This window comes from Streptomyces sp. 15-116A, from assembly GCF_025290915.1.
Lineage (GTDB): Bacteria > Actinomycetota > Actinomycetes > Streptomycetales > Streptomycetaceae > Streptomyces.
The window spans coordinates 1-21,234 of sequence record NZ_JAOCQE010000096.1; the positions used below are offsets into that span (position 1 = coordinate 1).

The 21,234-nt window shown below is 70.2% G+C and carries 24 protein-coding genes and 5 tRNA genes; 21 read left to right on the forward strand and 8 right to left on the reverse strand.

The window, feature by feature from the left end:
- Nucleotides 1-2,253, reverse strand: a 2,253-nt coding sequence (locus tag N4P33_RS17500) for a nitrate- and nitrite sensing domain-containing protein (RefSeq protein ID WP_260827556.1), incomplete at its 3' end; no start/stop codon positions are given.
- A gap of 584 nt (nucleotides 2,254-2,837) precedes the next feature.
- Between N4P33_RS17500 and N4P33_RS17505 the strand changes: the two genes are divergently transcribed.
- The 10 genes from N4P33_RS17505 to N4P33_RS17550 all read left to right on the forward strand — a co-directional run bounded on the left by N4P33_RS17505 (nucleotide 2,838) and on the right by N4P33_RS17550 (nucleotide 7,454).
- Entirely contained in the window at nucleotides 2,838-3,026 is a 189-nt protein-coding gene (locus tag N4P33_RS17505; RefSeq protein WP_260827557.1) for a hypothetical protein, read from the forward strand.
- Nucleotides 3,027-3,204: 178 nt separating this feature from the next.
- Entirely contained in the window at nucleotides 3,205-3,990 is a 786-nt protein-coding gene (locus N4P33_RS17510) for a fumarylacetoacetate hydrolase family protein (RefSeq protein ID WP_260827558.1), read from the forward strand.
- The gene (gene gltX / locus N4P33_RS17515) at nucleotides 3,983-5,467 is read left to right on the forward strand and encodes a glutamate--tRNA ligase (RefSeq protein ID WP_260827559.1); all 1,485 of its coding nucleotides are present in this window, start codon (nucleotides 3,983-3,985) and stop codon (nucleotides 5,465-5,467) included. Before N4P33_RS17510 ends, gltX begins: the two co-directional genes overlap by 8 nt.
- Before the next feature lie 205 nt (nucleotides 5,468-5,672).
- The gene (locus N4P33_RS17520) at nucleotides 5,673-6,107 is read left to right on the forward strand and encodes an RICIN domain-containing protein (RefSeq protein WP_260827560.1); all 435 of its coding nucleotides are present in this window, start codon (nucleotides 5,673-5,675) and stop codon (nucleotides 6,105-6,107) included.
- Nucleotides 6,108-6,151: 44 nt separating this feature from the next.
- Nucleotides 6,152-6,883, forward strand: a complete 732-nt coding sequence (locus N4P33_RS17525) for an HAD family hydrolase (RefSeq protein WP_260827561.1) — start codon at nucleotides 6,152-6,154, stop codon at nucleotides 6,881-6,883.
- 93 nt (nucleotides 6,884-6,976) lie between these two features.
- Nucleotides 6,977-7,048: transfer RNA gene (locus N4P33_RS17530), tRNA-Gln, on the forward strand.
- A 21-nt stretch (nucleotides 7,049-7,069) separates the two neighbouring features.
- Nucleotides 7,070-7,142 (forward strand) — tRNA-Glu (locus N4P33_RS17535).
- A gap of 29 nt (nucleotides 7,143-7,171) precedes the next feature.
- Nucleotides 7,172-7,244: transfer RNA gene (locus N4P33_RS17540), tRNA-Glu, on the forward strand.
- A gap of 21 nt (nucleotides 7,245-7,265) precedes the next feature.
- Nucleotides 7,266-7,337: transfer RNA gene (locus tag N4P33_RS17545), tRNA-Gln, on the forward strand.
- Between the two features lie 44 nt (nucleotides 7,338-7,381).
- Nucleotides 7,382-7,454: transfer RNA gene (locus N4P33_RS17550), tRNA-Glu, on the forward strand.
- A gap of 44 nt (nucleotides 7,455-7,498) precedes the next feature.
- Here the strand turns inward: N4P33_RS17550 and N4P33_RS17555 are convergent.
- The gene (locus N4P33_RS17555; RefSeq protein WP_260827562.1) at nucleotides 7,499-8,143 is read right to left on the reverse strand and encodes a MerR family transcriptional regulator; all 645 of its coding nucleotides are present in this window, start codon (nucleotides 8,141-8,143) and stop codon (nucleotides 7,499-7,501) included.
- A gap of 38 nt (nucleotides 8,144-8,181) precedes the next feature.
- On the opposite strand from N4P33_RS17555, the gene N4P33_RS17560 reads away from it, so the two are divergent.
- Nucleotides 8,182-8,733 (forward strand): DUF4188 domain-containing protein, encoded by a 552-nt coding sequence (locus tag N4P33_RS17560; protein ID WP_260827563.1) that lies wholly within the window; start codon nucleotides 8,182-8,184, stop codon nucleotides 8,731-8,733.
- An 88-nt stretch (nucleotides 8,734-8,821) separates the two neighbouring features.
- Here N4P33_RS17560 and ndgR read toward each other — a convergent pair whose 3' ends face one another.
- A complete protein-coding gene (gene ndgR, locus N4P33_RS17565; RefSeq protein ID WP_260827564.1) occupies nucleotides 8,822-9,535 on the reverse strand; it encodes an IclR family transcriptional regulator NdgR in 714 nt (237 codons plus the stop codon).
- A gap of 196 nt (nucleotides 9,536-9,731) precedes the next feature.
- Here ndgR and leuC point away from each other — a divergent pair, with 196 nt between their 5' ends.
- From leuC to N4P33_RS17585, 4 genes are all read left to right on the forward strand, one after another.
- Nucleotides 9,732-11,156 (forward strand): 3-isopropylmalate dehydratase large subunit, encoded by a 1,425-nt coding sequence (gene leuC, locus N4P33_RS17570; protein ID WP_260827565.1) that lies wholly within the window; start codon nucleotides 9,732-9,734, stop codon nucleotides 11,154-11,156.
- A gap of 6 nt (nucleotides 11,157-11,162) precedes the next feature.
- Entirely contained in the window at nucleotides 11,163-11,756 is a 594-nt protein-coding gene (gene leuD, locus N4P33_RS17575; RefSeq protein ID WP_260827566.1) for a 3-isopropylmalate dehydratase small subunit, read from the forward strand.
- A 275-nt stretch (nucleotides 11,757-12,031) separates the two neighbouring features.
- Nucleotides 12,032-12,262 carry a hypothetical protein gene (locus N4P33_RS17580; RefSeq protein WP_260827567.1) on the forward strand — a complete coding sequence of 77 codons (231 nt, stop codon included), beginning with the start codon at nucleotides 12,032-12,034 and terminating at the stop codon, nucleotides 12,260-12,262.
- A gap of 136 nt (nucleotides 12,263-12,398) precedes the next feature.
- Nucleotides 12,399-13,034, forward strand: coding sequence for an HU family DNA-binding protein (locus tag N4P33_RS17585; RefSeq protein WP_260827568.1), 636 nt, complete (start codon nucleotides 12,399-12,401; stop codon nucleotides 13,032-13,034).
- A gap of 104 nt (nucleotides 13,035-13,138) precedes the next feature.
- Here the strand turns inward: N4P33_RS17585 and N4P33_RS17590 are convergent, their stop codons facing one another.
- Together N4P33_RS17590 and cofC are read right to left on the reverse strand one after the other, a co-directional pair.
- A complete protein-coding gene (locus tag N4P33_RS17590) occupies nucleotides 13,139-13,354 on the reverse strand; it encodes a hypothetical protein (RefSeq protein ID WP_260827569.1) in 216 nt (71 codons plus the stop codon).
- A gap of 9 nt (nucleotides 13,355-13,363) precedes the next feature.
- Nucleotides 13,364-14,002 carry a 2-phospho-L-lactate guanylyltransferase gene (cofC, locus tag N4P33_RS17595; RefSeq protein WP_260827570.1) on the reverse strand — a complete coding sequence of 213 codons (639 nt, stop codon included), beginning with the start codon at nucleotides 14,000-14,002 and terminating at the stop codon, nucleotides 13,364-13,366.
- Between the two features lie 169 nt (nucleotides 14,003-14,171).
- Between cofC and N4P33_RS17600 the strand changes: the two genes are divergently transcribed.
- From N4P33_RS17600 to N4P33_RS17610, 3 genes are all read left to right on the forward strand, one after another.
- Nucleotides 14,172-14,996, forward strand: coding sequence for a 1-acyl-sn-glycerol-3-phosphate acyltransferase (locus N4P33_RS17600; protein ID WP_260827571.1), 825 nt, complete (start codon nucleotides 14,172-14,174; stop codon nucleotides 14,994-14,996).
- Nucleotides 14,993-16,003 (forward strand): NAD(P)H-dependent glycerol-3-phosphate dehydrogenase, encoded by a 1,011-nt coding sequence (locus N4P33_RS17605; RefSeq protein ID WP_260827572.1) that lies wholly within the window; start codon nucleotides 14,993-14,995, stop codon nucleotides 16,001-16,003. The genes N4P33_RS17600 and N4P33_RS17605 overlap by 4 nt, the downstream gene beginning before the upstream one ends.
- 167 nt (nucleotides 16,004-16,170) lie before the next feature.
- On the forward strand, nucleotides 16,171-17,328 hold the full coding sequence (locus N4P33_RS17610; RefSeq protein WP_260827573.1) for a D-alanine--D-alanine ligase family protein: 1,158 nt from the start codon (nucleotides 16,171-16,173) through the stop codon (nucleotides 17,326-17,328).
- Between the two features lie 16 nt (nucleotides 17,329-17,344).
- Here the strand turns inward: N4P33_RS17610 and N4P33_RS17615 are convergent, their stop codons facing one another.
- Nucleotides 17,345-17,845, reverse strand: coding sequence for a DUF3515 domain-containing protein (locus N4P33_RS17615; protein WP_260827574.1), 501 nt, complete (start codon nucleotides 17,843-17,845; stop codon nucleotides 17,345-17,347).
- A 20-nt stretch (nucleotides 17,846-17,865) separates the two neighbouring features.
- Entirely contained in the window at nucleotides 17,866-18,099 is a 234-nt protein-coding gene (locus N4P33_RS17620) for an Lrp/AsnC family transcriptional regulator (protein ID WP_260827575.1), read from the reverse strand.
- 206 nt (nucleotides 18,100-18,305) lie between these two features.
- Between N4P33_RS17620 and N4P33_RS17625 the strand changes: the two genes are divergently transcribed.
- Both N4P33_RS17625 and thiD read left to right on the forward strand, forming a co-directional pair.
- On the forward strand, nucleotides 18,306-19,271 hold the full coding sequence (locus tag N4P33_RS17625; RefSeq protein WP_260827576.1) for a thiamine-phosphate kinase: 966 nt from the start codon (nucleotides 18,306-18,308) through the stop codon (nucleotides 19,269-19,271).
- Nucleotides 19,268-20,086, forward strand: a complete 819-nt coding sequence (gene thiD / locus N4P33_RS17630; protein WP_260827577.1) for a bifunctional hydroxymethylpyrimidine kinase/phosphomethylpyrimidine kinase — start codon at nucleotides 19,268-19,270, stop codon at nucleotides 20,084-20,086. The genes N4P33_RS17625 and thiD overlap by 4 nt, the downstream gene beginning before the upstream one ends.
- A gap of 105 nt (nucleotides 20,087-20,191) precedes the next feature.
- Here the strand turns inward: thiD and rpmB are convergent, their stop codons facing one another.
- Entirely contained in the window at nucleotides 20,192-20,377 is a 186-nt protein-coding gene (gene rpmB, locus N4P33_RS17635; RefSeq protein ID WP_003993230.1) for a 50S ribosomal protein L28, read from the reverse strand.
- A 267-nt stretch (nucleotides 20,378-20,644) separates the two neighbouring features.
- Here rpmB and N4P33_RS17640 point away from each other — a divergent pair.
- The coding region (locus N4P33_RS17640) for a DAK2 domain-containing protein (protein ID WP_260827578.1) at nucleotides 20,645-21,234 on the forward strand (590 nt) is incomplete at its 3' end.

Below are 21,234 nucleotides of genomic sequence, written 5' to 3' on the forward strand. Positions count from 1 at the left end.
ACGCCGTGCGGCGGCGGCACCGGCGGCCGCCTGCGCGGCGGCGGGACCGCCACCGCCCGCACCGGGCTGACCGGGCTTGCCCTGCGGCTTCTTGCCGCCCTGGGCGACATCGACGGGCAGCATGACCAGCGCGGTCGTACCACCGGAGTCGGACGGACGCAGCTGGATGCGGATGCCGTGGCGCTGCGAGAGCCGGCCGACCACGAACAGACCCATGCGGCGGGACACCGACACGTCCACGGTCGGCGGCGACGCGAGCCGCTCGTTGATCGCCGCGAGGTCCTCCGGCGACAGACCGATACCGGTGTCGTGGATCTCGATCAGCACGCGGCCGTCGGGCAGCGCGTGACCGGTGACCTTGACCTTGGTCTGCGGGGAGGAGAACGAGGTGGCGTTCTCCAGCAGCTCGGCGAGCAGGTGCACGAGGTCGTTGACGACCCGGCCGGCCACCTCGGTGGACGGCACCGCGGCCAGCTCGATGCGCTCGTACTGCTCCACCTCGGACGCGGCGGCACGCAGCACGTCGACCAGCGGGACCGGACGGGTCCACCGGCGGCCGGGCTCCTCACCCGCGAGGACCAGCAGGTTCTCACCGTTACGGCGCATACGCGTGGCGAGGTGGTCCAGCTTGAACAGCGAGGACAGCTGGTCCGGGTCGGCCTCGCGGGACTCCAGCTCGGAGATCAGCGACAGCTGGCGCTGGATCAGACCCTGGGAGCGGCGCGAGAGGTTGGTGAACATCGCGTTGACGTTGCCCCGCAGCAGGGCCTGCTCGGCGGCGAGGCGGACCGCCTCGCGGTGCACGTCGTCGAAGGCCGCGGCCACGCGGCCGATCTCGTCCCGGGAGTGCACACCGACCGACTCCACGGACGTGTCGACGTCCTGCGGGTCGGACTCGGACAGCTGCTTGACCAGCTCGGGCAGGCGTTCCTGGGCGACCCTGGTCGCGGTGTCCTCGAGGCGCCGCAGCGAGCGGATCATGGAGCGGGCCACCACGAAGGCGCCGACCAGTGAGACACCGAGCACGAGGAGGATCAGCGCACCGGAGATGATCGCGTCGCGCTCGGTGGCGCTGCGCAGCTCACGGGCCTTCTGTTCCATCTCCTCCAGCAGCGTGAACTCGATGTTCTTCATCTGCTGGATCTTGGTGCCGCTGTCGTCGAGCCAGTCGCGGTACGAGCGCTTGCCGGCGGCGGCCAGACCATCGGGCGACAGCAGCGCACGGCTGGCGTACGTGTCGGTCGCCTTGATGGTGATGTTGCCGTCCTCGATCGGCTGCAGCAGCTCGGTGGCCTTGTCCTCACCGTAGATGCTCTTGAAGCTGCGGATCTCGGCCTGCTCGCTGGAGCGGGCACCGTCCGCGTAGAGCCGGTCGTTCTCGGAGATGTCGCCGGTGGTGGTGTTGCTGGCGGGCAGCGCCGCCGCGATGGCCGCGCGCTGGATCGAGGCGTACTCCTTGGCGGAGGAGAACGTGGCCAGGGCGCGCGTGCGCTGGATCATGTCGGGGTTGCTGGTCGCCTCCGCCATGTCCTGCGAGAGGTCGATCAGGTTCTCGATCAGACGGTGGTACGCCTCGATCGTCTGGGTCGAGTTCTTCTCTTGCGCGTAGGCGGACTTGCGGATCTTCTCGATCTGCTGCACGTCACCGGCGAGCTGGACCAGCTTGTCGCGGACGCCGCTGAGATCGCCGTCCTTGTCGGCGTCGTCGATCTCCTCTGTGCCGTCGACGAAGTTCCGCGCGGCGCGGTCGGTCCTCTCGCGCAGGCCCTTGACCGTGAAGTCCGTGGCCTTGCCGTTGTGCGCGAGCGGGCCGGCCGACTGGTCGCGCTCCTCCTGGAGCGCGAGGGCCAGTTCGGTGGCCTGCTTGGTCATGTCGGTCAGCAGCTTCATGTTGTCGAGCTGCTGGATGTCGTTCATCGACTCGTTGATGCGCAGGGCGCCCAGCGAGGTGGCCGCGACCACGGGAAGGGCGAGCAGCGACACCAGACGGGTGGAGATCCGCCAGTTGCGCAGGGCTATGCGCGAGCCCGGACCGGTCGGGCCCTTCGGCGGCTTGGGGGCGGCCGGCGCGGGGCTCGGCGCGCCGGTGGGCGCGGAGCCGCCGGGTCGGCCTGAGCGTTCGCCGCCGTCACCGGACGCGGCCGGGCCCTGGCTCTGGGCGTGCTGGGGCGAGGAGCTGACGGCCATCGGGCCTGTCCCGCCGTGCTCCGGCTCCGCCGAAGCGCTGCCATCCCTCTTGAAACGTCCCTGCACTAGCGTCGCAACCTCTGGACCAGGCACCTCTCCGCGTGAACGGCGAGGCACGGTGTCGGCGTCATAGGGGCGCCCTGAATACGCCCCCGTGGTGGTCGTGGATGACCGGCGCTGGCTCCCCCTTCTCGCCGCCACTCGGCGCGTCGGTGCGCCCCCTGTGCGCCGGCTCGATCCTGCGGCGGTCCGTGGAATTCCAGCACAGTGCAGGATCTCCAACAAGGCCCGTGGGCCAGGCCGTGACATACGTGACACGGCGTGAGGGGTGGGTCACGAGACGTGGAGAGGGATCCGGGGCAAAACCGGCAAGTGCCCGCAAGTGGCCTTGATCGCAAGGGCTTCCTGTGGGTGTCCCAGTCGCGATGATCAGGAGCGGAATGACGGCTTCAGGGGTGCAATGTCCGTTTCGGCGGGATGGCGGGGCCTGGCGGATTGCCCGTTTTGTCGGCCGATTCGTGAGCAAACTCACATGCCGATCATGGCCTCCCGGCGCGGTCCGCGGGGAATTGCATGTTTAGCCTGACGCTTTACAAGATGGATGCATCTGTAACCGCGAGCAGGCCGCACAGAACAGGGTCAAGTAAACAGTGAAGACGACGACGATGTTCCACAAGATCGCCAACCCGCGACGCACGACGCTGGCCCACCTCGACGGCGCCGACGAACTGCAGGCGCCGGTCCAGCAGGAGCACCCCGTCGACCTCCCGGCCCAGACAGCCAACCCCAAGCGCACCGTCCTCATGGAGATCCCGGTCACGGCGGGCGCCGCGAACTGACACCCGTCAGTACGCGCACCGGCCGCGGATCACTCAAGGGGCGTCCCGCCGAGCGGGGCGCCCCTTCATGATGCGCGAGACCGGGCCACCCCCGGTCATGGACGAGGTGGCAGCGCCCCGCCGCGCTAGCCTGGAGCGTCAGAATCCAGCCGCTTTGACTCAAGGGGCCAAGCATCCCGTGCGCATCGCCAGATTCTCCATCGACGGGAACGTCGCCTTCGGCGCGGTCGAGGGCGAGAAGCAGGACGAGCTCGTCCTGGACATCATCAAGGGCATCCCGTTCGCGGACTTCGAGCTCTCCGGCACCAAGGTCCCGGTGAGCAAGGTCAGGCTGCTGCCCCCGGTGCTCCCCAACAAGGTGGTCGCCTTCGGCCGCAACTACGCCGAGCACGCGCGCGAGCTGGGCAACGAGGTCCCGGACGCCCCGTTCGCCTTCTTCAAGCCGTCCACCTCCGTCATCGGCCCCGGCGACGAGATCCAGTACCCGCCCTTCTCCGAGGACGTCCACCACGAGGCCGAGCTGGCCGTCGTCATCGGCCGCATGTGCCGCGAGGTCCCGCGCGAGCGCGTCCAGGACGTGATCTTCGGCTACACCTGCGCCAACGACATCACCGCGCGCGACGTCCAGAAGCGCGAGAAGCAGTGGGCCCGGGCCAAGGGCTTCGACACCTCCTGCCCGCTCGGCCCCTGGGTGGAGACGGACCTGGACCTCGCCACCGCGTCCGACCTGACCATCCAGCTCACGGTCAACGGCGAACAGCGCCAGCTCGGCCGCACCAGCGAGATGATCCACTCCATCGAGGATCTGATCGTCAACATCTCCGAGGCCATGACGCTGCTCCCCGGCGACGTCATCCTCACGGGCACCCCGGCAGGGGTCGGCCCCCTCAACGTCGGCGACGAGGTCGCCGTCACCATCGAAGGCATCGGCACTCTCACCAACAAGGTTGTCAAGCGTGGCTAGCGCACCCGGCACTCCCGTACGCGTCCGTTTCTGCCCCTCGCCCACCGGTAACCCCCATGTGGGCCTGGTCCGCACCGCCCTGTTCAACTGGGCGTTCGCCAAGCACCACCAGGGCACCCTGGTGTTCCGCATCGAGGACACCGACGCGGCCCGCGACTCCGAGGAGTCCTACACCCAGCTGCTCGACGCGATGCGCTGGCTGGGCTTCGACTGGGACGAGGGCCCCGAGGTCGGCGGCCCCCACGCGCCGTACCGCCAGTCGCAGCGCATGGACCTCTACAAGGACGTCGCCCAGAAGCTCCTCGACGCCGGTCACGCCTACCACTGCTACTGCTCCCAGGAGGAGCTGGACACCCGCCGCGAGGCAGCCCGCGCCGCCGGCAAGCCGTCCGGCTACGACGGCCACTGCCGTGAGCTGACCGGCGCGCAGGTCGAGGAGTACAAGGCCCAGGGCCGCGAGCCGATCGTCCGCTTCCGGATGCCCGACGAGACGATCACCTTCACCGACCTGGTCCGCGGCGAGCTGACCTTCACCCCGGAGAACGTCCCGGACTACGGCATCGTCCGCGCCAACGGCGCCCCGCTGTACACGCTGGTCAACCCGGTCGACGACGCCCTGATGGAGATCACCCACGTCCTGCGCGGCGAGGACCTGCTCTCCTCCACCCCGCGCCAGATCGCCCTGTACAAGGCGCTGATCGAGCTGGGCATCGCCAAGGAGATCCCGCAGTTCGGCCACCTGCCCTACGTGATGGGCGAGGGCAACAAGAAGCTCTCCAAGCGTGACCCGCAGTCCTCGCTCAACCTCTACCGCGAGCGCGGCTTCCTCCCCGAGGGCCTGCTCAACTACCTCTCCCTGCTCGGCTGGTCGCTCTCCGCCGACCGGGACGTCTTCACCACGGACGAGATGGTCGCGGCCTTCGACGTCGCGGACGTGCAGCCCAACCCGGCGCGCTTCGACCTGAAGAAGTGCGAGGCGATCAACGGCGACCACATCCGCATGCTGGAGGTGAAGGACTTCACCGAGCGCTGCCGCCCCTGGCTCCAGGCGCCCTTCGCCCCCTGGGCCCCGGAGGCCTTCGACGAGACGAAGTGGCAGGCCATCGCCCCGCACGCACAGACCCGCGTGAAGGTGCTGTCGGAGATCACCGACAACGTCGACTTCCTGTTCCTGCCGGAGCCGGTCTTCGACGAGGCCAGCTGGAACAAGGCGATGAAGGAGGGCAGCGACGCCCTGCTGCGCACGGCCCGCGAGAAGCTGGAAGCGGCCGACTGGAACTCCCCGGAGTCCCTGAAGGAGGCCGTCCTGACCGCCGGCGAGGCCCACGGCCTCAAGCTCGGCAAGGCCCAGGCCCCGGTCCGCGTCGCCGTCACCGGCCGCACGGTCGGCCTGCCCCTCTTCGAGTCCCTGGAGGTCCTGGGCAAGGAGAAGACCCTGGCCAGGATCGACGCGGCCCTGGCGAAGCTGACCGCCTGACCCGCTGCGTGAGGGCGGCTCCCCGTACGTTTCGGGGGGCCGCCCTTCCTCTTTACGCCGCCCAATCCGCCTGACGATGAACATGACATGTTTGTGATCTTTTCATCTGAGCGTCACCGCCTCCCCCGAACCTTGAGGCATGCGATCTTGGAGACTCTCACTCAGGCTGACCGTCCCTGCCGGGCTCGCCGCTCTGATGCTTACCGTGGCAGGCACCTTGTCCCAGGCGTACGCCGCCAACTGGACGTACACGAACGACTACGAGGGCAACTGCCTCACTGCGTCGGCGACGACTGACGCTGTCTGGTCGGGCACCTGCAACGACTCTCTCGCTACCCGGAACTGGCATTGGGGTGCGGAGTCGACCACCGGCTTCGGCCACACCTTCCGCCGCTTGGTGAGCAACGCCAACGGTGACTGCCTTACGACGGACATGAAGAGTCAGAACAACGCCGTGTGGACGAGCCCGTGCGGCAGCGGTGGCCAGCAGTGGTGGAACGGCGACGGTAACCGCCTCATGAACATCTGGGCGCACCAATTGCGAACCTCGGCCAACGGTGACGCCGTCTACAGCAGTACGGCCGCGGTCGCGGATCAAATCCCGATCGAGCGGTTCGTCTGGTGGGGTGCGCACGACTGACGGGTTCCGGGGCCTGCGCCGCCCGTTCGCGCTACTGTCGGATCATGGGTATTCGTGCGGTGGTGTGGGACGTGGACGACACCCTCTTCGACTACACCTCCGCCGACCGGGAGGGCATACGCGCGCACTTGCTGGCCGAGGGGCTGCTCGCCCGGTACGGCACCGCCGAGGAGGCGCTGGAGCTGTGGCGGGAGATCACCGACGCCCAGTGGGCCCGGTTCGCCGCCGGCGAGGTCGACTTCGAGACCCAGCGGCGCGACCGCACCCGCGTCTTCCTGGGCCGCGATCTGACCGACGACGAGGCCGACGACTGGTTCCGGCGCTACCTGGTGCACTACGAGGCCGCCTGGAGCCTGTTCCCCGACGTCCTGCCCGTCCTGGACGCCCTGCGGGCCACCCACCGGCACGCCGTGCTGTCCAACTCCAGCCTGCCCGTCCAGGACCGCAAGCTGCGCGTGCTCGGTGTGCACGACCGCTTCGAGGCCATCCTGTGCGCCGCCGAGCTGGGCGTCTCCAAACCGGATCCGGGCGCGTTCCTCGCGGCCTGCGAGGCGCTGTCCCTGCCCCCGCGGCAGGTGGCGTACGTCGGCGACCACCCGGAGATCGACGGGCGGGGCGCCGCTCAGGCCGGGCTGCTGTCGGTGTGGATCGACCGCGGGAGCGCCCGTGCGGCCGTCGACCCGCCCGAGGGGCCCCGCCGGATCGCGTCCCTGGCCGAACTCCCCGCCCTCCTCGGCGCCGATACTCGTTTTGGAGCCCCGTCCACCTTCAGGTAATGTTCTTCCTGCGCCGCCGGGGAGCGGGCCGAGAGGCCGGGAACCGACAGCGCACAGCTAGAACGACATCCCCCCAGGGGGCTTGCGTTCCAGTGGCCTATGGTGTAATTGGCAGCACGACTGATTCTGGTTCAGTTAGTCTTGGTTCGAGTCCAGGTAGGCCAGCTCGCAGAGCTCATCTGCAAAGCCCCCGTTGTGTAGCGGCCTAGCACGCTGCCCTCTCAAGGCAGTAGCGCCGGTTCGAATCCGGTCGGGGGTACGGTGATCTCCTTCGAGATGATCGCTAGGGCCCCCGTTGTGTAGCGGCCTAGCACGCCGCCCTCTCAAGGCGGTAGCGCCGGTTCGAATCCGGTCGGGGGTACTGACTGGTCTAAACCATCATTGGTCTATGGTGTAATTGGCAGCACGACTGATTCTGGTTCAGTTAGTCTTGGTTCGAGTCCAGGTAGACCAGCTCGGACCTGCGGCGGTGCAGTATTCAACGCTTGCAGGGTCCACGCCCCCGTTGTGTAGCGGCCTAGCACGCCGCCCTCTCAAGGCGGTAGCGCCGGTTCGAATCCGGTCGGGGGTACGAGTCCCAAGGGGCCTCCGCTTCGGCGGAGGCCCCTTCGGCGTTCACTCGATGCCGTAGCGCCGCACCGACTCCTCCTCCTGCGCCAGCCGGTGCAGCGCCCGCAGCACGGGCTGGAACAGCACCGCGCCGGCCACCGCCACCTCGACCTTCTCGGCCTCCGAGTCGAACGTCTCCATGTAGTCCAGGTCCCGCCGCGCCACCTCGTGCATCAACTCCCCGTACGGCGCCATGTGTTCGGCGTCCCAGGGATAGCCCAGCCGCTGCAGCGCGGCCACCGCCACGACCAGGGAGCGGTGCACGGGGGAGAGCGGGGCGAGTTCGCGGGCCGTCTCCCAGCCCAGCATCTCCAGCAGCCGGTCCACCTCCGTCCGCGCGGCAGTCACCGCAGGGTCCTCCTCGTCCGGCTCGGGATCCTGCGGCAGGGCCCACAGAGCGGCGCCCAGGCGGATCGTGCGGCCCAGGGAGTCGTCGTCGACATGCGCCAGCACCTCGCGCGCCGTGCTCACCGGCACCCCGCCCACCTGGATCAGGGCGCGCACCAGCCGCAGCCGGCGCAGATGCTCCTCGCCGTACTCGGCGGTCGTCGCGTTGACCCGGCGGCCCGGCGGCAACAGGCCTTCGCGCAGGTAGTACTTGATCGTCGCCGTGGACACCCCACTGCGCTCACTCAACTCGGCCAGCCGCATGTCTTGCACCCTCTATCGGATAGCGTCACTATCCAACCATGGGAGATTCCTCGACAGGGAAGTCCGGCACCGCCGAGCGCACGACCGCGGCAGCCGAGGGGGATGTCGTCGTTCTGCTGATCGGCATGCGGATCAACCACTTCTGGGCCGTGCACCACTGGATGCCGGTGTTCCTCGCCATGCTGCGCATGCTGCGCGAACTGCGCGGGCACCCGGAGCGCGGCCTGCTCGGTCACGTGCTGCTCACCGCCTCGCCGCGCACGTACTACGTCGTCCAGTACTGGGAGTCCAAGGAGAAGCTCTACACGTACGCGCACGCGCCCGACACGTTCCATCACACCGCGTGGGCGGCCATCAACCGCAAGGAACGCAAGGGGAAGGTGCGCGGGCATGTGGGCCTGTGGCACGAGGCGTACATGGTGCCGGAGGGGTCGTACGAGGCGATCTACGCGGACATGCCGGCGTTCGGACTCGCCGCCGCGCACGGGCAGATACCGCTGGAGCGGCGCGGGACGCGGGCCAAGGACCGGCTCGCGCACCGCTCGAAGAAGGCTCAGACCCCGGCGGAGGCCGTGACCGACCGGATGTGACGGCCGGCACGACATCGGGGGCGGGCCCGCCGCGGCGTTGAGGCGGGCCCGCCCCCGAGATGTCGGTGAGCGTCGGTCGGAACAGGACTCAGGAGCGGCGCAGTGCCTCCGAGAGGCGGGCGGCGGCGTCGATGACGGCCTGGGCGTGCATACGTCCCGGGTGGCGCGTCAGACGCTCGATGGGGCCCGAGACGGACACGGCGGCCACCACGCGGTTGGAAGGCCCGCGTACGGGCGCGGAGACGGACGCGACGCCCGGCTCGCGCTCGCCGATCGACTGGGCCCAGCCACGGCGCCGTACGCCCGACAGGGCCGTCGCCGTGAAACGGGCGCCCTGCAGGCCCCGGTGCAGCCGCTCCGGCTCCTCCCAGGCGAGCAGGATCTGCGCCGAGGAACCGGCCTTCATCGTCAGTGTGGAGCCCACCGGGACTGTGTCCCTCAGGCCCGACAGACGCTCCGCCGCCGCGACACAGATGCGCATGTCGCCCTGGCGGCGATAGAGCTGGGCGCTCTCGCCGGTGACGTCCCGGAGATGGGTGAGCACCGGGCCCGCCGTGGCGAGCAGACGGTCCTCGCCCGCCGCCGCGGCCAGTTCGGCCAGGCGGGGACCGAGAATGAAACGGCCCTGCATGTCACGCGCCACCATGCGGTGGTGTTCCAGCGCCACGGCCAGGCGGTGGGCCGTGGGTCGTGCCAGTCCGGTGGCCCCGACCAGACCCGCGAGGGTGGCCGGACCGGACTCCAGAGCGCTCAGGACGAGTGCCGCCTTGTCCAGAACGCCGACGCCGCTACTGTTGTCCATGCAACGATACTTGCGTCTCACTCTGTGAAACGCAAGTTCAATTTTCCGTGGAACACGCCACTCTGGAAGCACGAAGTCACGAACGGCCCGTGGACGTAAGGGCCTGGCGGCGGACGCCCGGGATCAGGGGTGCGGGCGCCGTCTCCTCACAGATCTCTAGTTGGGTCGGCGACCGTTGCCGGCCGGAGGGAAAGCGATGGGTAGGACACTCGCGGAGAAGGTCTGGGACGACCATGTCGTCCGGCGCGCCGAGGGCGAGCCCGACCTCCTCTACATCGATCTGCACCTGCTGCACGAGGTGACCAGCCCGCAGGCCTTCGACGGCCTCCGCAAGAGCGGTCGCCAGGTGCGCCGGCTCGACCTGACCATCGCCACCGAGGATCACAACACCCCCACCCTCGACATCGACAAGCCCATCGCCGACCCGGTCTCCCGCGCCCAGCTGGAGACGCTGCGCAAGAACTGCGCGGAGTTCGGCGTCCGGCTGCACCCGCTGGGCGACGTCGAGCAGGGCGTCGTGCACGTCGTCGGCCCGCAGCTGGGCCTGACCCAGCCCGGCACCACCGTCGTCTGCGGCGACTCGCACACCTCCACGCACGGCGCGTTCGGCGCGCTGGCGTTCGGCATCGGCACCTCCCAGGTCGAGCACGTGCTGGCCACCCAGACGCTGCCGATGGCCCGCCCCAAGACCATGGCGATCACGGTCGACGGCGAGCTGCCCGAGGGCGTCACCGCCAAGGACCTGATCCTGGCGATCATCGCGAAGATCGGCACCGGCGGCGGCCAGGGCTACGTCCTGGAGTACCGCGGCTCCGCCATCGAGAAGCTCTCGATGGAGGCCCGCATGACCATCTGCAACATGTCGATCGAGGCCGGCGCCCGCGCGGGCATGATCGCCCCGGACGAGACCACGTTCGCCTACCTCAAGGGCCGCCCGCACGCCCCCGAGGGCGCCGACTGGGACGCGGCCGTCGAGTACTGGAAGACGCTGCGCACCGACGACGACGCCGAGTTCGACGCCGAGGTCGTCATCGACGCCGCCGCACTGTCGCCGTTCGTCACCTGGGGCACCAACCCCGGCCAGGGAGCGCCGCTTTCCGCGTCCGTCCCCGACCCGGCTTCGTACGAGGACGCCTCGGAGCGCCTCGCCGCCGAAAAGGCCCTGGAGTACATGGGGTTGGAGGCCGGGCAGCCGCTGCGCTCCATCAAGGTGGACACCGTCTTCGTAGGCTCCTGCACCAACGGCCGCATCGAGGACCTGCGCAACGCCGCCGAGATCCTGCGCGGTCGCAAAATCGCCGACGGCGTACGGATGCTGGTCGTCCCGGGCTCCGCGCGCGTGGGTCTGCAGGCCGTCTCCGAGGGCCTGGACGTGGTCTTCAAGGAGGCCGGCGCCGAATGGCGGCACGCGGGCTGCTCGATGTGCCTCGGCATGAACCCGGACCAGCTGGCCCCCGGCGAGCGCTCCGCGTCCACCTCCAACCGCAACTTCGAGGGCAGGCAGGGCAAGGGCGGCCGTACGCATCTGGTGTCGCCGCAGGTGGCGGCCGCGACCGCCGTGCTGGGGCACCTGGCCTCTCCCGCCGACCTGTCCGAGACCGCCGTGCCCGCTGGAGTCTGATCAGTCATGGAAGCATTCACCACCCACACCGGCCGGGCCGTGCCGCTGCGCCGCTCCAACGTCGACACCGACCAGATCATCCCGGCCCACTGGCTCAAGAAGGTCACGCGGGACGGTTTCGAGGACGGGCTGTTCGAGGCCTGGCGCAAGGACCCGTCGTTCATCCTCAACCAGCCCGAGCGGCAGGGCGCCACGGTGCTGGTCGCCGGCCCCGACTTCGGCACCGGCTCCTCGCGCGAGCACGCCGTCTGGGCGCTGCAGAACTACGGCTTCAAGACCGTGATCTCCTCCCGCTTCGCCGACATCTTCCGCGGCAACTCGCTGAAGAACGGCCTGCTCACCGTCGTCCTCGACCAGAAGATCGTGGACGCGCTGTGGGAGCTCACGGAGAAGGACCCCACGGCGGAGATCACCGTCGACCTCGAGTCCCGCGAGGTGCGCGCCGAGGGCATCACCGCCTCCTTCGAGCTGGACGAGAACTCCCGCTGGCGGCTGCTGAACGGGCTCGACGACATCTCCATCACCCTGCGGAACGAGGCCGACATCGCCGCCTACGAGGCGAAGCGCCCGTCGTTCAAGCCGCGGACGCTCACGGCCTGACCCGCACCGCCGAAGTCCCCGCTCCGGGTCGACTTTCGGCCACCGCGACACCCCGCCCGTACCCCCGATCGACCGATCGGGGGTACGGGCTTTTTCGCGTCCGCACGGACCCGCGGACCGCCCCCGGCGGGCCTCAACTTCCCACGTTACGACGGTGATTGCCGGGGTACGTGAGTCATGGACCCGCGGCTGACGGGTGTGCCCGACAGGGCCGTCCGAGGCGGCAGTTGCCCCCTGCGCAGGCGACAACTCGCCCCAGATGGCACAATCTGTGCATGGAACACGACGGCCAACTCGAGCTCTATACGGCGGTCGCGGTCCGGCTCAAAGAAGCGCACTCCCGAGTGCGCGCACTGCAAGTCCCGGAGGGCGTACGGATGGCGCTGACCCGGAAGCTGCTGGTCATTACGGCCGCGGCCAAGCACGATCTCGCCGGTGCGGCAAGGCGTCTGGAGCGGTTCAACGCGGACCTGGACGAGGGTCGATTCCCCGAAGAGGAACGCTGAACCAGTCGAGGCAGTCGAGTTCGTTGCGGCGCACGGGTGATTAGCCCGTTTCGTGTTTGATTTGCGGTATATATCTGCCTAACGTGCGAAAAAGCTTGAACACTTTCGTTCTGGCGATGTCTCCGAAGGGGAAGACGTGAACAAGGCGCAGCTCGTAGAAGCGATTGCCGACAAGATGGGTGGCCGCCAGCAGGCCGCCGATGCTGTCGACCATGTCCTGGACGCCATCGTCCGCGCGGTGGTCGCGGGTGAGCGGGTCTCGGTCACCGGCTTCGGATCGTTCGAGAAGGTCGACCGTCCGGCCCGCTACGCCCGGAACCCCCAGACGGGCGAGCGGGTTCGGGTCAAGAAGACCTCGGTGCCGCGCTTCCGCGCGGGTCAGGGCTTCAAGGACCTGGTGAGCGGCTCGAAGAAGCTGCCGCGCGGTGGCGAGGTCGCCGTCAAGAAGGCCCCCAAGGGCAGCCTCTCCGGCGGAGCCTCCGCGACCGTGAAGAAGGCCGCCGCCAAGAAGACCACCAAGGCCGCGGCGAAGAAGACCACCGCCAAGAAGACGACGGCGAAGAAGGCCACCACCAAGACGGCGGCGGCCAAGAAGACCACGGCGAAGAAGGCCCCCGCCAAGAAGACCACGGGAACCGCCAAGACCACCGCCGCGAAGAAGACGACCGCCAAGAAGGCCCCGGCGAAGAAGGCCACGGCCAAGAAGGCGCCCGCCAAGAAGTCGACCGCGCGCAAGACGACCGCCAAGAAGACCACCGCCCGCAAGAAGTAGGCAGCGGGCACGGGCAAGCGGTACTCACGCGCCGGGCCGGACTCCCTCACGGAGTCCGGCCCGCGGCGTGTTCAGGGGGCTCCCGCCCGCCCGGAACCGGGTGATCAAAAGGTCTGGAGCGTCACCAGCGTGATCCGCGGGGTCCCGCCGGCCCCTTCCGTCCCGGGAGCCGTCTCGATCCGCACCCGCTGCCCCGGTCGCAGCAGCCGCAGGCCCCCCGCGTCGAACGCCGCCGCGTCGAAGGGCACCGGGGTGCCGTCGTCCAGCAGCACCTGGCCGCTGCGGCTGACGGGGTCGTAGGTGTATGCGGTCGCCTGCATGACGGCAGCCTACTGCTCGGCCATCAGCAACCGCGCGGCGGCCGCCGCCGTGTGCGGACCCACGCCCAGCGCCAGCGCCGCCCGCAGATCCGCGCCGGTGTCCACGTCCTGCCGTACGGAATCCACCGCGTCCACGAGGAGTTCCACGGCACCCGAGGCGCGGTGCCGGGAGCGGGAATCGGGGCCGAAGAGCGGGCGCAATCGAGTTCCGTCGGCCGCCGTCAGCAAAGTTGTCCCCGTGCCTGCCGCATCGGCGAGAAAAGCACGGGGAAATGCGGCGGCCTCATCGAGAACCACGGCCAATTCCCCGGGGCGAAGGGCCGGAAGATCGGCGTTGAGGGCCGCCACGTCACGCGCGGGCCCCCTCGCCCGTACCTCCGCCGCCGCGTGCGCCAGCGCCGCGTTCAGGCCGTCGCGCGGCTCGTCGGGGATCACCGCGGCGCCCTGCGCTGCCAGCTCGCGCGCGGCCAGGGCGTCGTCCGTGACGACCACCACATCCCGTACCGCGGGGCAGGCCAGGGCGGCCGACACCGTGTCCTTCGCGAAGGCCAGTGCGAGTCCGGGGCGCAGCCCGTCGTCCGCGGTGTCCGACAGCCTGCTCTTGGCCTGAGCGAGCGGCTTCAGGGGTACCACCAAGGTCCACTGCACGAGTGTTATGTCCCTCTCTTGTCGCGGCCATTGTCACCCGGGGCATCCGGTGACCGCGGAGTCGGGGCGTACGGTGTTCTCGACAGACCGGCGGCCCGGGGCGACACTTGTGCGGCCCGCCTGGCCTCCGGGTCCAGGCCCCAACCAGGCCCTAGAGGAAGGTGTCCTTGTGCCGCGCCGCAGAATCGGCTTCTGGTACCGCTTCGCCGCGGTGATCTGCAAACCGCCGCTGGTGGTTCTGCTCAAGCGGGACTGGCGCGGAATGGAGAACATTCCGGCCGAGGGTGGATTTATCACCGCGGTGAACCACAATTCGCACATCGATCCCTTCGCGTACGCGCATTTCCAGTACAACACCGGGCGCGTTCCGCGATTCCTGGCGAAGAGCGGGCTTTTCAAGAAGGGATTCGTGGGGGCCGCGATGCGGGGCACCGGGCAGATCCCCGTCTACCGCGAGAGCACGGACGCGCTGAGCGCCTTCCGCGCCGCGATCGACGCCGTGGAGCGCGGCGAATGCGTCGCCTTCTACCCCGAGGGCACCCTCACCCGCGACCCGGACGGCTGGCCCATGACCGGCAAGACCGGCGCCGCCCGCGTCGCCCTGCAGACCAAGTGCCCGGTGATCCCGGTCGCCCAGTGGGGCGCCAACGAACTGCTGCCGCCGTACGCCAAGAAGCCCCGCCTCTTCCCGCGCAAGACCCACCGGGTGCTGGCCGGGCCCCCGGTGGACCTCGACCGCTTCTACGACCGGGAGATGACCCCGGAACTCCTCAAGGAGGCCACCGAGGCGATCATGGCGGCCATCACCCGCCAGTTGGAGCAGATCCGCGGCGAGAAGGCCCCCGAGACGCCCTACGATCCGCGCCGCGAGCGGATCGAACAGCGGCGCAAGACCCGGGCGCAGTCCCGGCGGGACCGGACGCGGAACGACCGGGTGCAGGACGACCGCGCCGCCGCGCAGGAAGCCGCGCAGGAAGAGGGGCTGGGCAAGTGAGCACACCGGTCAAGGCGGCCGTGTTCGGCACCGGATCGTGGGGGACGGCCTTCGGCATGGTCCTCGCCGACGCCGGCTGCGACGTCGTGCTGTGGGGGCGGCGCCCCGAACTCGCCGACGCGGTCAACTCCACCCGCACCAACCCCGACTACCTCCCCGGCGTCGAACTCCCCGAGAACCTGCGGGCCACCACGGACGCCGCCGAGGCCGCCGCCGGCGCCGACTTCACCGTCCTCGCCGTCCCCTCGCAGACGCTGCGCGGCAACCTCGCCGAGTGGGCCCCGCTGCTCGCCCCCGGCACGGTCCTGGTGTCGCTGATGAAGGGCGTCGAACTCGGGTCCGCCATGCGGATGAGCGAGGTGATCGAGGACGTCGCCAAGGTCGGCGCCGACCGGATCGCCGTGGTCACCGGGCCCAACCTGGCCCGCGAGATCGCCGCGCGCATGCCGGCCGCCGCCGTGGTCGCCTGCACCGACGAGGGCGTGGCCCAGCGGCTCCAGGCCGCCTGCCACACGCCGTACTTCCGCCCGTACACCGAGACCGACGTTGTCGGCTGCGAACTGGGCGGCGCCGTGAAGAACGTCATCGGGCTCGCCGTCGGCATCGCGGACGGGATGGGGCTCGGTGACAACGCCAAGGGCTCGCTCATCACGCGCGGCCTCGCCGAGACCGCCCGGCTCGGGGTCGCCCTGGGCGCCGACCCCCTGACCTTCTCCGGACTCGCCGGTCTGGGCGACCTGGTGGCCACCTGCTCCTCGCCGCTGTCGCGCAACCACACCTTCGGCACGAATCTCGGCAAGGGCATGACCCTGCAGGAGGCCATCGCGGTCACCAAGCAGACCGCCGAGGGCGTCAAGTCCTGTGAGTCGGTGCTGGATCTGGCCCGCCGGCACGGGGTCGACATGCCGATCACCGAGACGGTCGTCGGCATCGTGCACGAGGGGAAGCCGCCGGTGGTCGCGCTGAAGGAGCTGATGTCGCGGAGTGCGAAGCCGGAACGGCGGTGAGGGCGGGGGCCGCCTGAGGGGGGCCGGGTGCTGTCGTCTGGCGTGTGCGGCGCCGTTGTGGCTGGTCGCGCCCCGTGGCGGTAGCCACATGTCGAGCACAGCCCCGCGCCCCTTTCGGGGCGCTGATGCTAGGTCGGTTTCCCCTCGGCGGGTACGCTCGTCGCGATATGAGCACCGAGAACCTCCCCCAGAGTCCCGAGCAGCCGGCGCGCAAACCGCGGGTGGCCGTCGTGTTCGGTGGGCGCAGCTCCGAACACGGGATCTCCGTGGTCACCGCCGGCGCCGTCCTGAAGGCCATCGACCGGACCAAGTACGACGTCCTGCCGATCGGCATCACCAGTGACGGCCGCTGGGCGCTCACCGCCGACGAACCCGAACGCATGGCGATCGTCGACCGGCGCCAGCCCAGCGTGGATCAGCTCGCCGAGTCGGCCGAGGGCGGCGTGGTGCTCCCCGTCGACCCCGCCAACCGCGAAGTGGTCTACAGCGAGCCCGGCTCGGTGCCCAAGGCCCTCGGCGAGGTCGACGTGGTCTTCCCGGTGCTGCACGGCCCCTACGGCGAGGACGGCACCCTCCAGGGCCTCCTGGAGCTCTCCGGCGTCCCCTACGTGGGCTCCGGGGTGCTCGCCTCGGCCGTCGGCCAGGACAAGGAGTACATGAAGCGGGTGTTCACCTCCTTCGGGCTCAAGGTCGGCCCGTACGTGGTGATCCGGCCCCGCGAGTGGCAGCAGGACGAGTCCGCCGCCCGCAAGAAGATCATCGACTTCGCCGGTGAGCACGGCTGGCCGCTGTTCGTGAAGCCGGCCCGCGCCGGCTCCTCCATCGGCATCACCAAGGTCGACGACCTGTCCGGCCTGGACGAGGCGATCGCCACCGCGCAGGCGCACGACCCGAAGATCCTCGTCGAGGCCGCGCTGCGGGGCCGCGAGATCGAGTGCGGGGTGCTGGAGTTCGAGGACGGGCCGCGCGCCTCCGTACCGGCCGAGATCCCGTCGCCGGACACGCACGCGTACTACGACTTCGAGGCCAAGTACATCGACTCCACGCCCGGCCTCGTGCCCGCGCCGCTCACCGAGGAGGAGACGGCCGAGGTGCGCAGGCTCGCCGTGGAGGCGTTCGACGCGGCCTCCTGCGAGGGGCTGGTGCGCGCGGACTTCTTCCTCACCGAGGACGGCGAGTTCGTCATCAACGAGATCAACACGATGCCCGGGTTCACGCCCATCTCGATGTACCCGCAGATGTGGCAGGCGACCGGCGTCAGCTACCCGGAGCTGGTGGACCGGCTGGTGCAGGCGGCGCTGCGGCGCCCGACCGGGCTGCGCTGAGGCAACGCGGCAGGCTTCAGGAGGCGATCCCCTTGGGGATCGCCTTCTTGATGCCCGGCGCCAGGTCGATCAGCACCCCCGTGCTGTCCCGCCCGTCGGTCACGCTCACCTCGACGTACGCCTCGCGGTTGGCGGTGGTGAAGCGGTACGTGTCGTCGCCCTGCCTCTCCATCAGCCAGTCGACGCCGTTGACCCCGCCCGGCATCGCGTCCGGGTCGTGGCCGTCGGCCACCTTGGGGTCGACCATCTTGGGCGGCCGCTCGACACCGCAGCGCAGTATGATCGCCTCGCCGCCCCAGCCCGCGGTCAGCGGGGAGGCGGGTTCGGGATCGTCGCGGCTCTCACCGTCCACCTTCGCCGGCAGTGCCTTGTCCAGGTTCTGGCACAGCTCGGTGACCTTCGCGTCCGGGCTGGGAACCGCCGCGGACGCGTCGTCGTCTGCTGAGGAGCAGCCCGCGACGGTGATCAGCACCGCGAGTGCGGGCAGGACGGCGTGCCGGTGACGGAAGGAGTTCACCGGCACAGGGTAGACGGGGGCTACAGATGGACGACCGGGCAGGTCAGGGTGCGGGTGATGCCGTCCACCTGCTGGACTTTGGCGACCACCATGCGGCCCAGGTCGTCGACGGTGTCGGCCTGGGCGCGCACGATCACGTCGTACGGTCCTGTCACGTCCTCGGCCTGGACGACTCCAGGGATCTTGCCGATCTCATCGGCGACGGTCGACGCTTTGCCGACCTCCGTCTGGATCAGGATGTACGCCTGTACCACGGAACCTCCAGGGCGGCCACGAGGATCATGTGGGGAAAAGGAACGCCACGGTATCGCGTCGCCGCTCGCCGCGGGGAGACCTGCGGGGTGCGGGCCTCGCGCGCCGGGGTTCAGGCACGACAGAAGTTGACGGTCACCTCGACCGTAGCGAGGGCGCGGACGCCCCGCGACCGGGCACGGACAGAGACAGAAGGGGAGAAAGGGCAATGAAGGGCACTGTTGGTGAGCTCGGTGAGTTCGGGCTCATCAGGGAGCTCACCTCCCGTCTCACCACCACACCGGCGGTCCGGGTCGGACCCGGCGACGACGCCGCGGTGGTGGCCGCGCCCGACCGGAGGGTCGTGGCCAGTACCGACATCCTGCTGGAGGGCCGGCACTTCCGCCGGGACTGGTCCACGGCGTACGACGTCGGCCGCAAGGCCGCCGCGCAGAACCTCGCCGACATCGCCGCGATGGGCGCGGTGCCGACGGCGCTGCTGCTCGGCCTGGTCGTCCCGGCGGACCTGCCGGTGACCTGGGCGGCCGAGCTGATGGACGGGCTGCGCGACGAGTGCCAGGTCGCCGGCGCCGCCGTGGTCGGCGGTGACGTCGTACGCGGCGACACGATCACCGTGTCGATCACCGCCCTCGGCGATCTGCGTAACCAGGAGCCCGTCACCCGGGCCGGCGCCCAGCCCGGCGACCTCGTCGCCGTCACCGGCTGGCTCGGCTGGTCCGCGGCCGGGCACGCGGTGCTCTCCCGCGGCTTCCGCTCCCCGCGCGCCTTCGTCGAGGCCCACCGGCGCCCCGAACCGCCGTACCACGCGGGCCCGGCCGCCGCCGGGCTCGGCGCCACCGCGATGTGCGACGTGAGTGACGGACTGATCGCCGACCTCGGGCACATCGCCGAGGCCAGCAAGGTGCGCATCGACATCCGCTCCGGCGCGATCGACATCCCCTCGCAGATGAACGACATCGGCCAGGCCGTCGGCGTCGACCCCATGCAGTGGGTGCTGACCGGGGGAGAGGACCACGCGATCGTGGCGACCTTCCCGCCGGACGTGAAGCTGCCCGCCCGCTGGAAGGTCATCGGCGAGGTGCTCAACCCCTCGGCGCTGCCCCAGGTGACGGTCGACGGGGCGCCGTGGACCAGCAAGGGCGGCTGGGACCACTTCGGGGACATCGAGTCATGAGCGGTGTCGTGAGGGGCGTCATGCGTGGCGCTCCGCCCAGGGTCCTCACGGTCGCGGGCTCCGACTCCGGCGGCGGCGCGGGCATCCAGGCCGACCTGAAGACGATGCTCGCGCTCGGCGTGCACGGCATGAGCGTGATCACCGCGGTCACCGCGCAGAACTCCCTCGGGGTACAGGGCGCCTGGGAACTGCCCGTGGAGTCGGTGCGGGCCCAGTACCGCAGCGTCGTCGACGACATCGGCGTCCAGGCGGTCAAGACGGGCATGCTGGCCTCCGCCGAACTCGTCGAGGCGGTGGCCGAATTGCTGGCCGGCACGGACGCGCCGGCCGTCGTCGACCCGGTGGGGGTGTCCAAGCACGGGGACCCGCTGCTCGCGGCCTCCGCGCTGGACTCCGTACGGACCAAGCTGCTGCCCGTCGCCACGGTCGCCACCCCGAACCTCGACGAGGTGGCCCAACTGACCGGGGTGCGGGTCGAGTCGCAGGACGAGATGCGCCGGGCGGCCGCGGCCCTGCTGGCGTACGGGCCGCGGTGGGCGCTGATCAAGGGCGGTCACCTGCCCGGCGAGGCCGTCGACCTGCTCACCGACGGGTCCGAGGAGCACTGGCTCGGGGCGCCGCGCCACGACAACCGGCACACCCACGGCACGGGCTGCACGCTCGCCTCCGCGATCGCCTCACAACTGGCGAAGGGGCAGCCGGTGCCGGAGGCGGTGGCGGCGGCCAAGGAGTACGTCACCGGGGCGATCGCCGCCGGGTTCGCGCTGGGGGGCGGGATCGGGCCGGTGGATCACGGGTGGCGCTTCAAGGAGTGAGGCCCGGGGCGGACTGATCCACAGGCACGGCAAAAAGCCGGTCCACCCGGAGGTGGACCGGCTCAGTGCGGCGAACCGGCAGTGGCCGCGCGCTCAGCGATAGCGTCAGCGCGAGACCTTGCCGGCCTTGATGCACGAGGTGCAGGCGTTCACGCGCTTCGGCGTCCCGCCGACCACGGTACGCACACGCTGGATGTTCGGGTTCCAGCGGCGGGACGTACGGCGGTGCGAGTGCGAGATGTTGTTGCCGAAGCCCGGCCCCTTGCCGCAGACGTCGCAGTTGGCAGCCACGGGTCACTCCAAAGACTTCAGATGCACTTACGGTTGATCCCGGCATGCCGGGACCAGAATCACGGGCTCCGGGGGAGCCCCTGGGGATCCGGGTGGCGTTGCCAGGGGAGACGCCCGATCAGGATCGGGCAACCGGAGCAGCATACATCGGCTGCACCCGTAGAACGAAACTACCATGGCAGCTCAGGGGCCCGCCCGCGGCCCTCTTCCGGCGGTGGGGCCCCCACGGTCTACGCTGCGTGCCACGTCCAGCTCAGGGAGGCGCAGGTGGCGCAGGTGCCGCAGACATTCTTCGATGCTCTCGCGGTGCGTACCTGGTGCGGTCTCGCGCTCGATGCGCTGGGGCGCTCGCGCGAGGAGATCGACGCGATCAATGTCTACCCCGTGGCGGACGGGGACACCGGGACGAATCTCTTCCTGACCGTCGAGTCGGCCGCGGCGGCCGTGGAGGCGGTGTTCGCGGGACACGAGGCGGGGGTCGGCGCCGGGACGGGTGCCGGTGCGCAGGCCGGCACCGGGACCGGACCCACGCTCGCCGACGCCGTGCGCGCCATGGCGCATGGCGCGCTGATCGGGGCGCGCGGCAACTCGGGGACGATCCTGGCGCAGCTGCTGCGCGGGATGGCGCAGGTGCTGGCCGCGGACGAAGTGGAGGAAGCAGTCAAAGCGGCTGAGGCGGCCGAATCCGGTGCCGGTGCCGGTGCCGGTGTGGGTGTCGGGGCCGGTGTGGGTGTCGGTGGCGACGACGATGTCTCCGTCTCCGCCACGGTCTCCGACTCCGCCGATGGGCCGCGGCTGCGGCTCGCCCTGCGGCAGGCGGCCGACGCCGCTCGCCAGGCCGTCGCCCACCCCGTCGA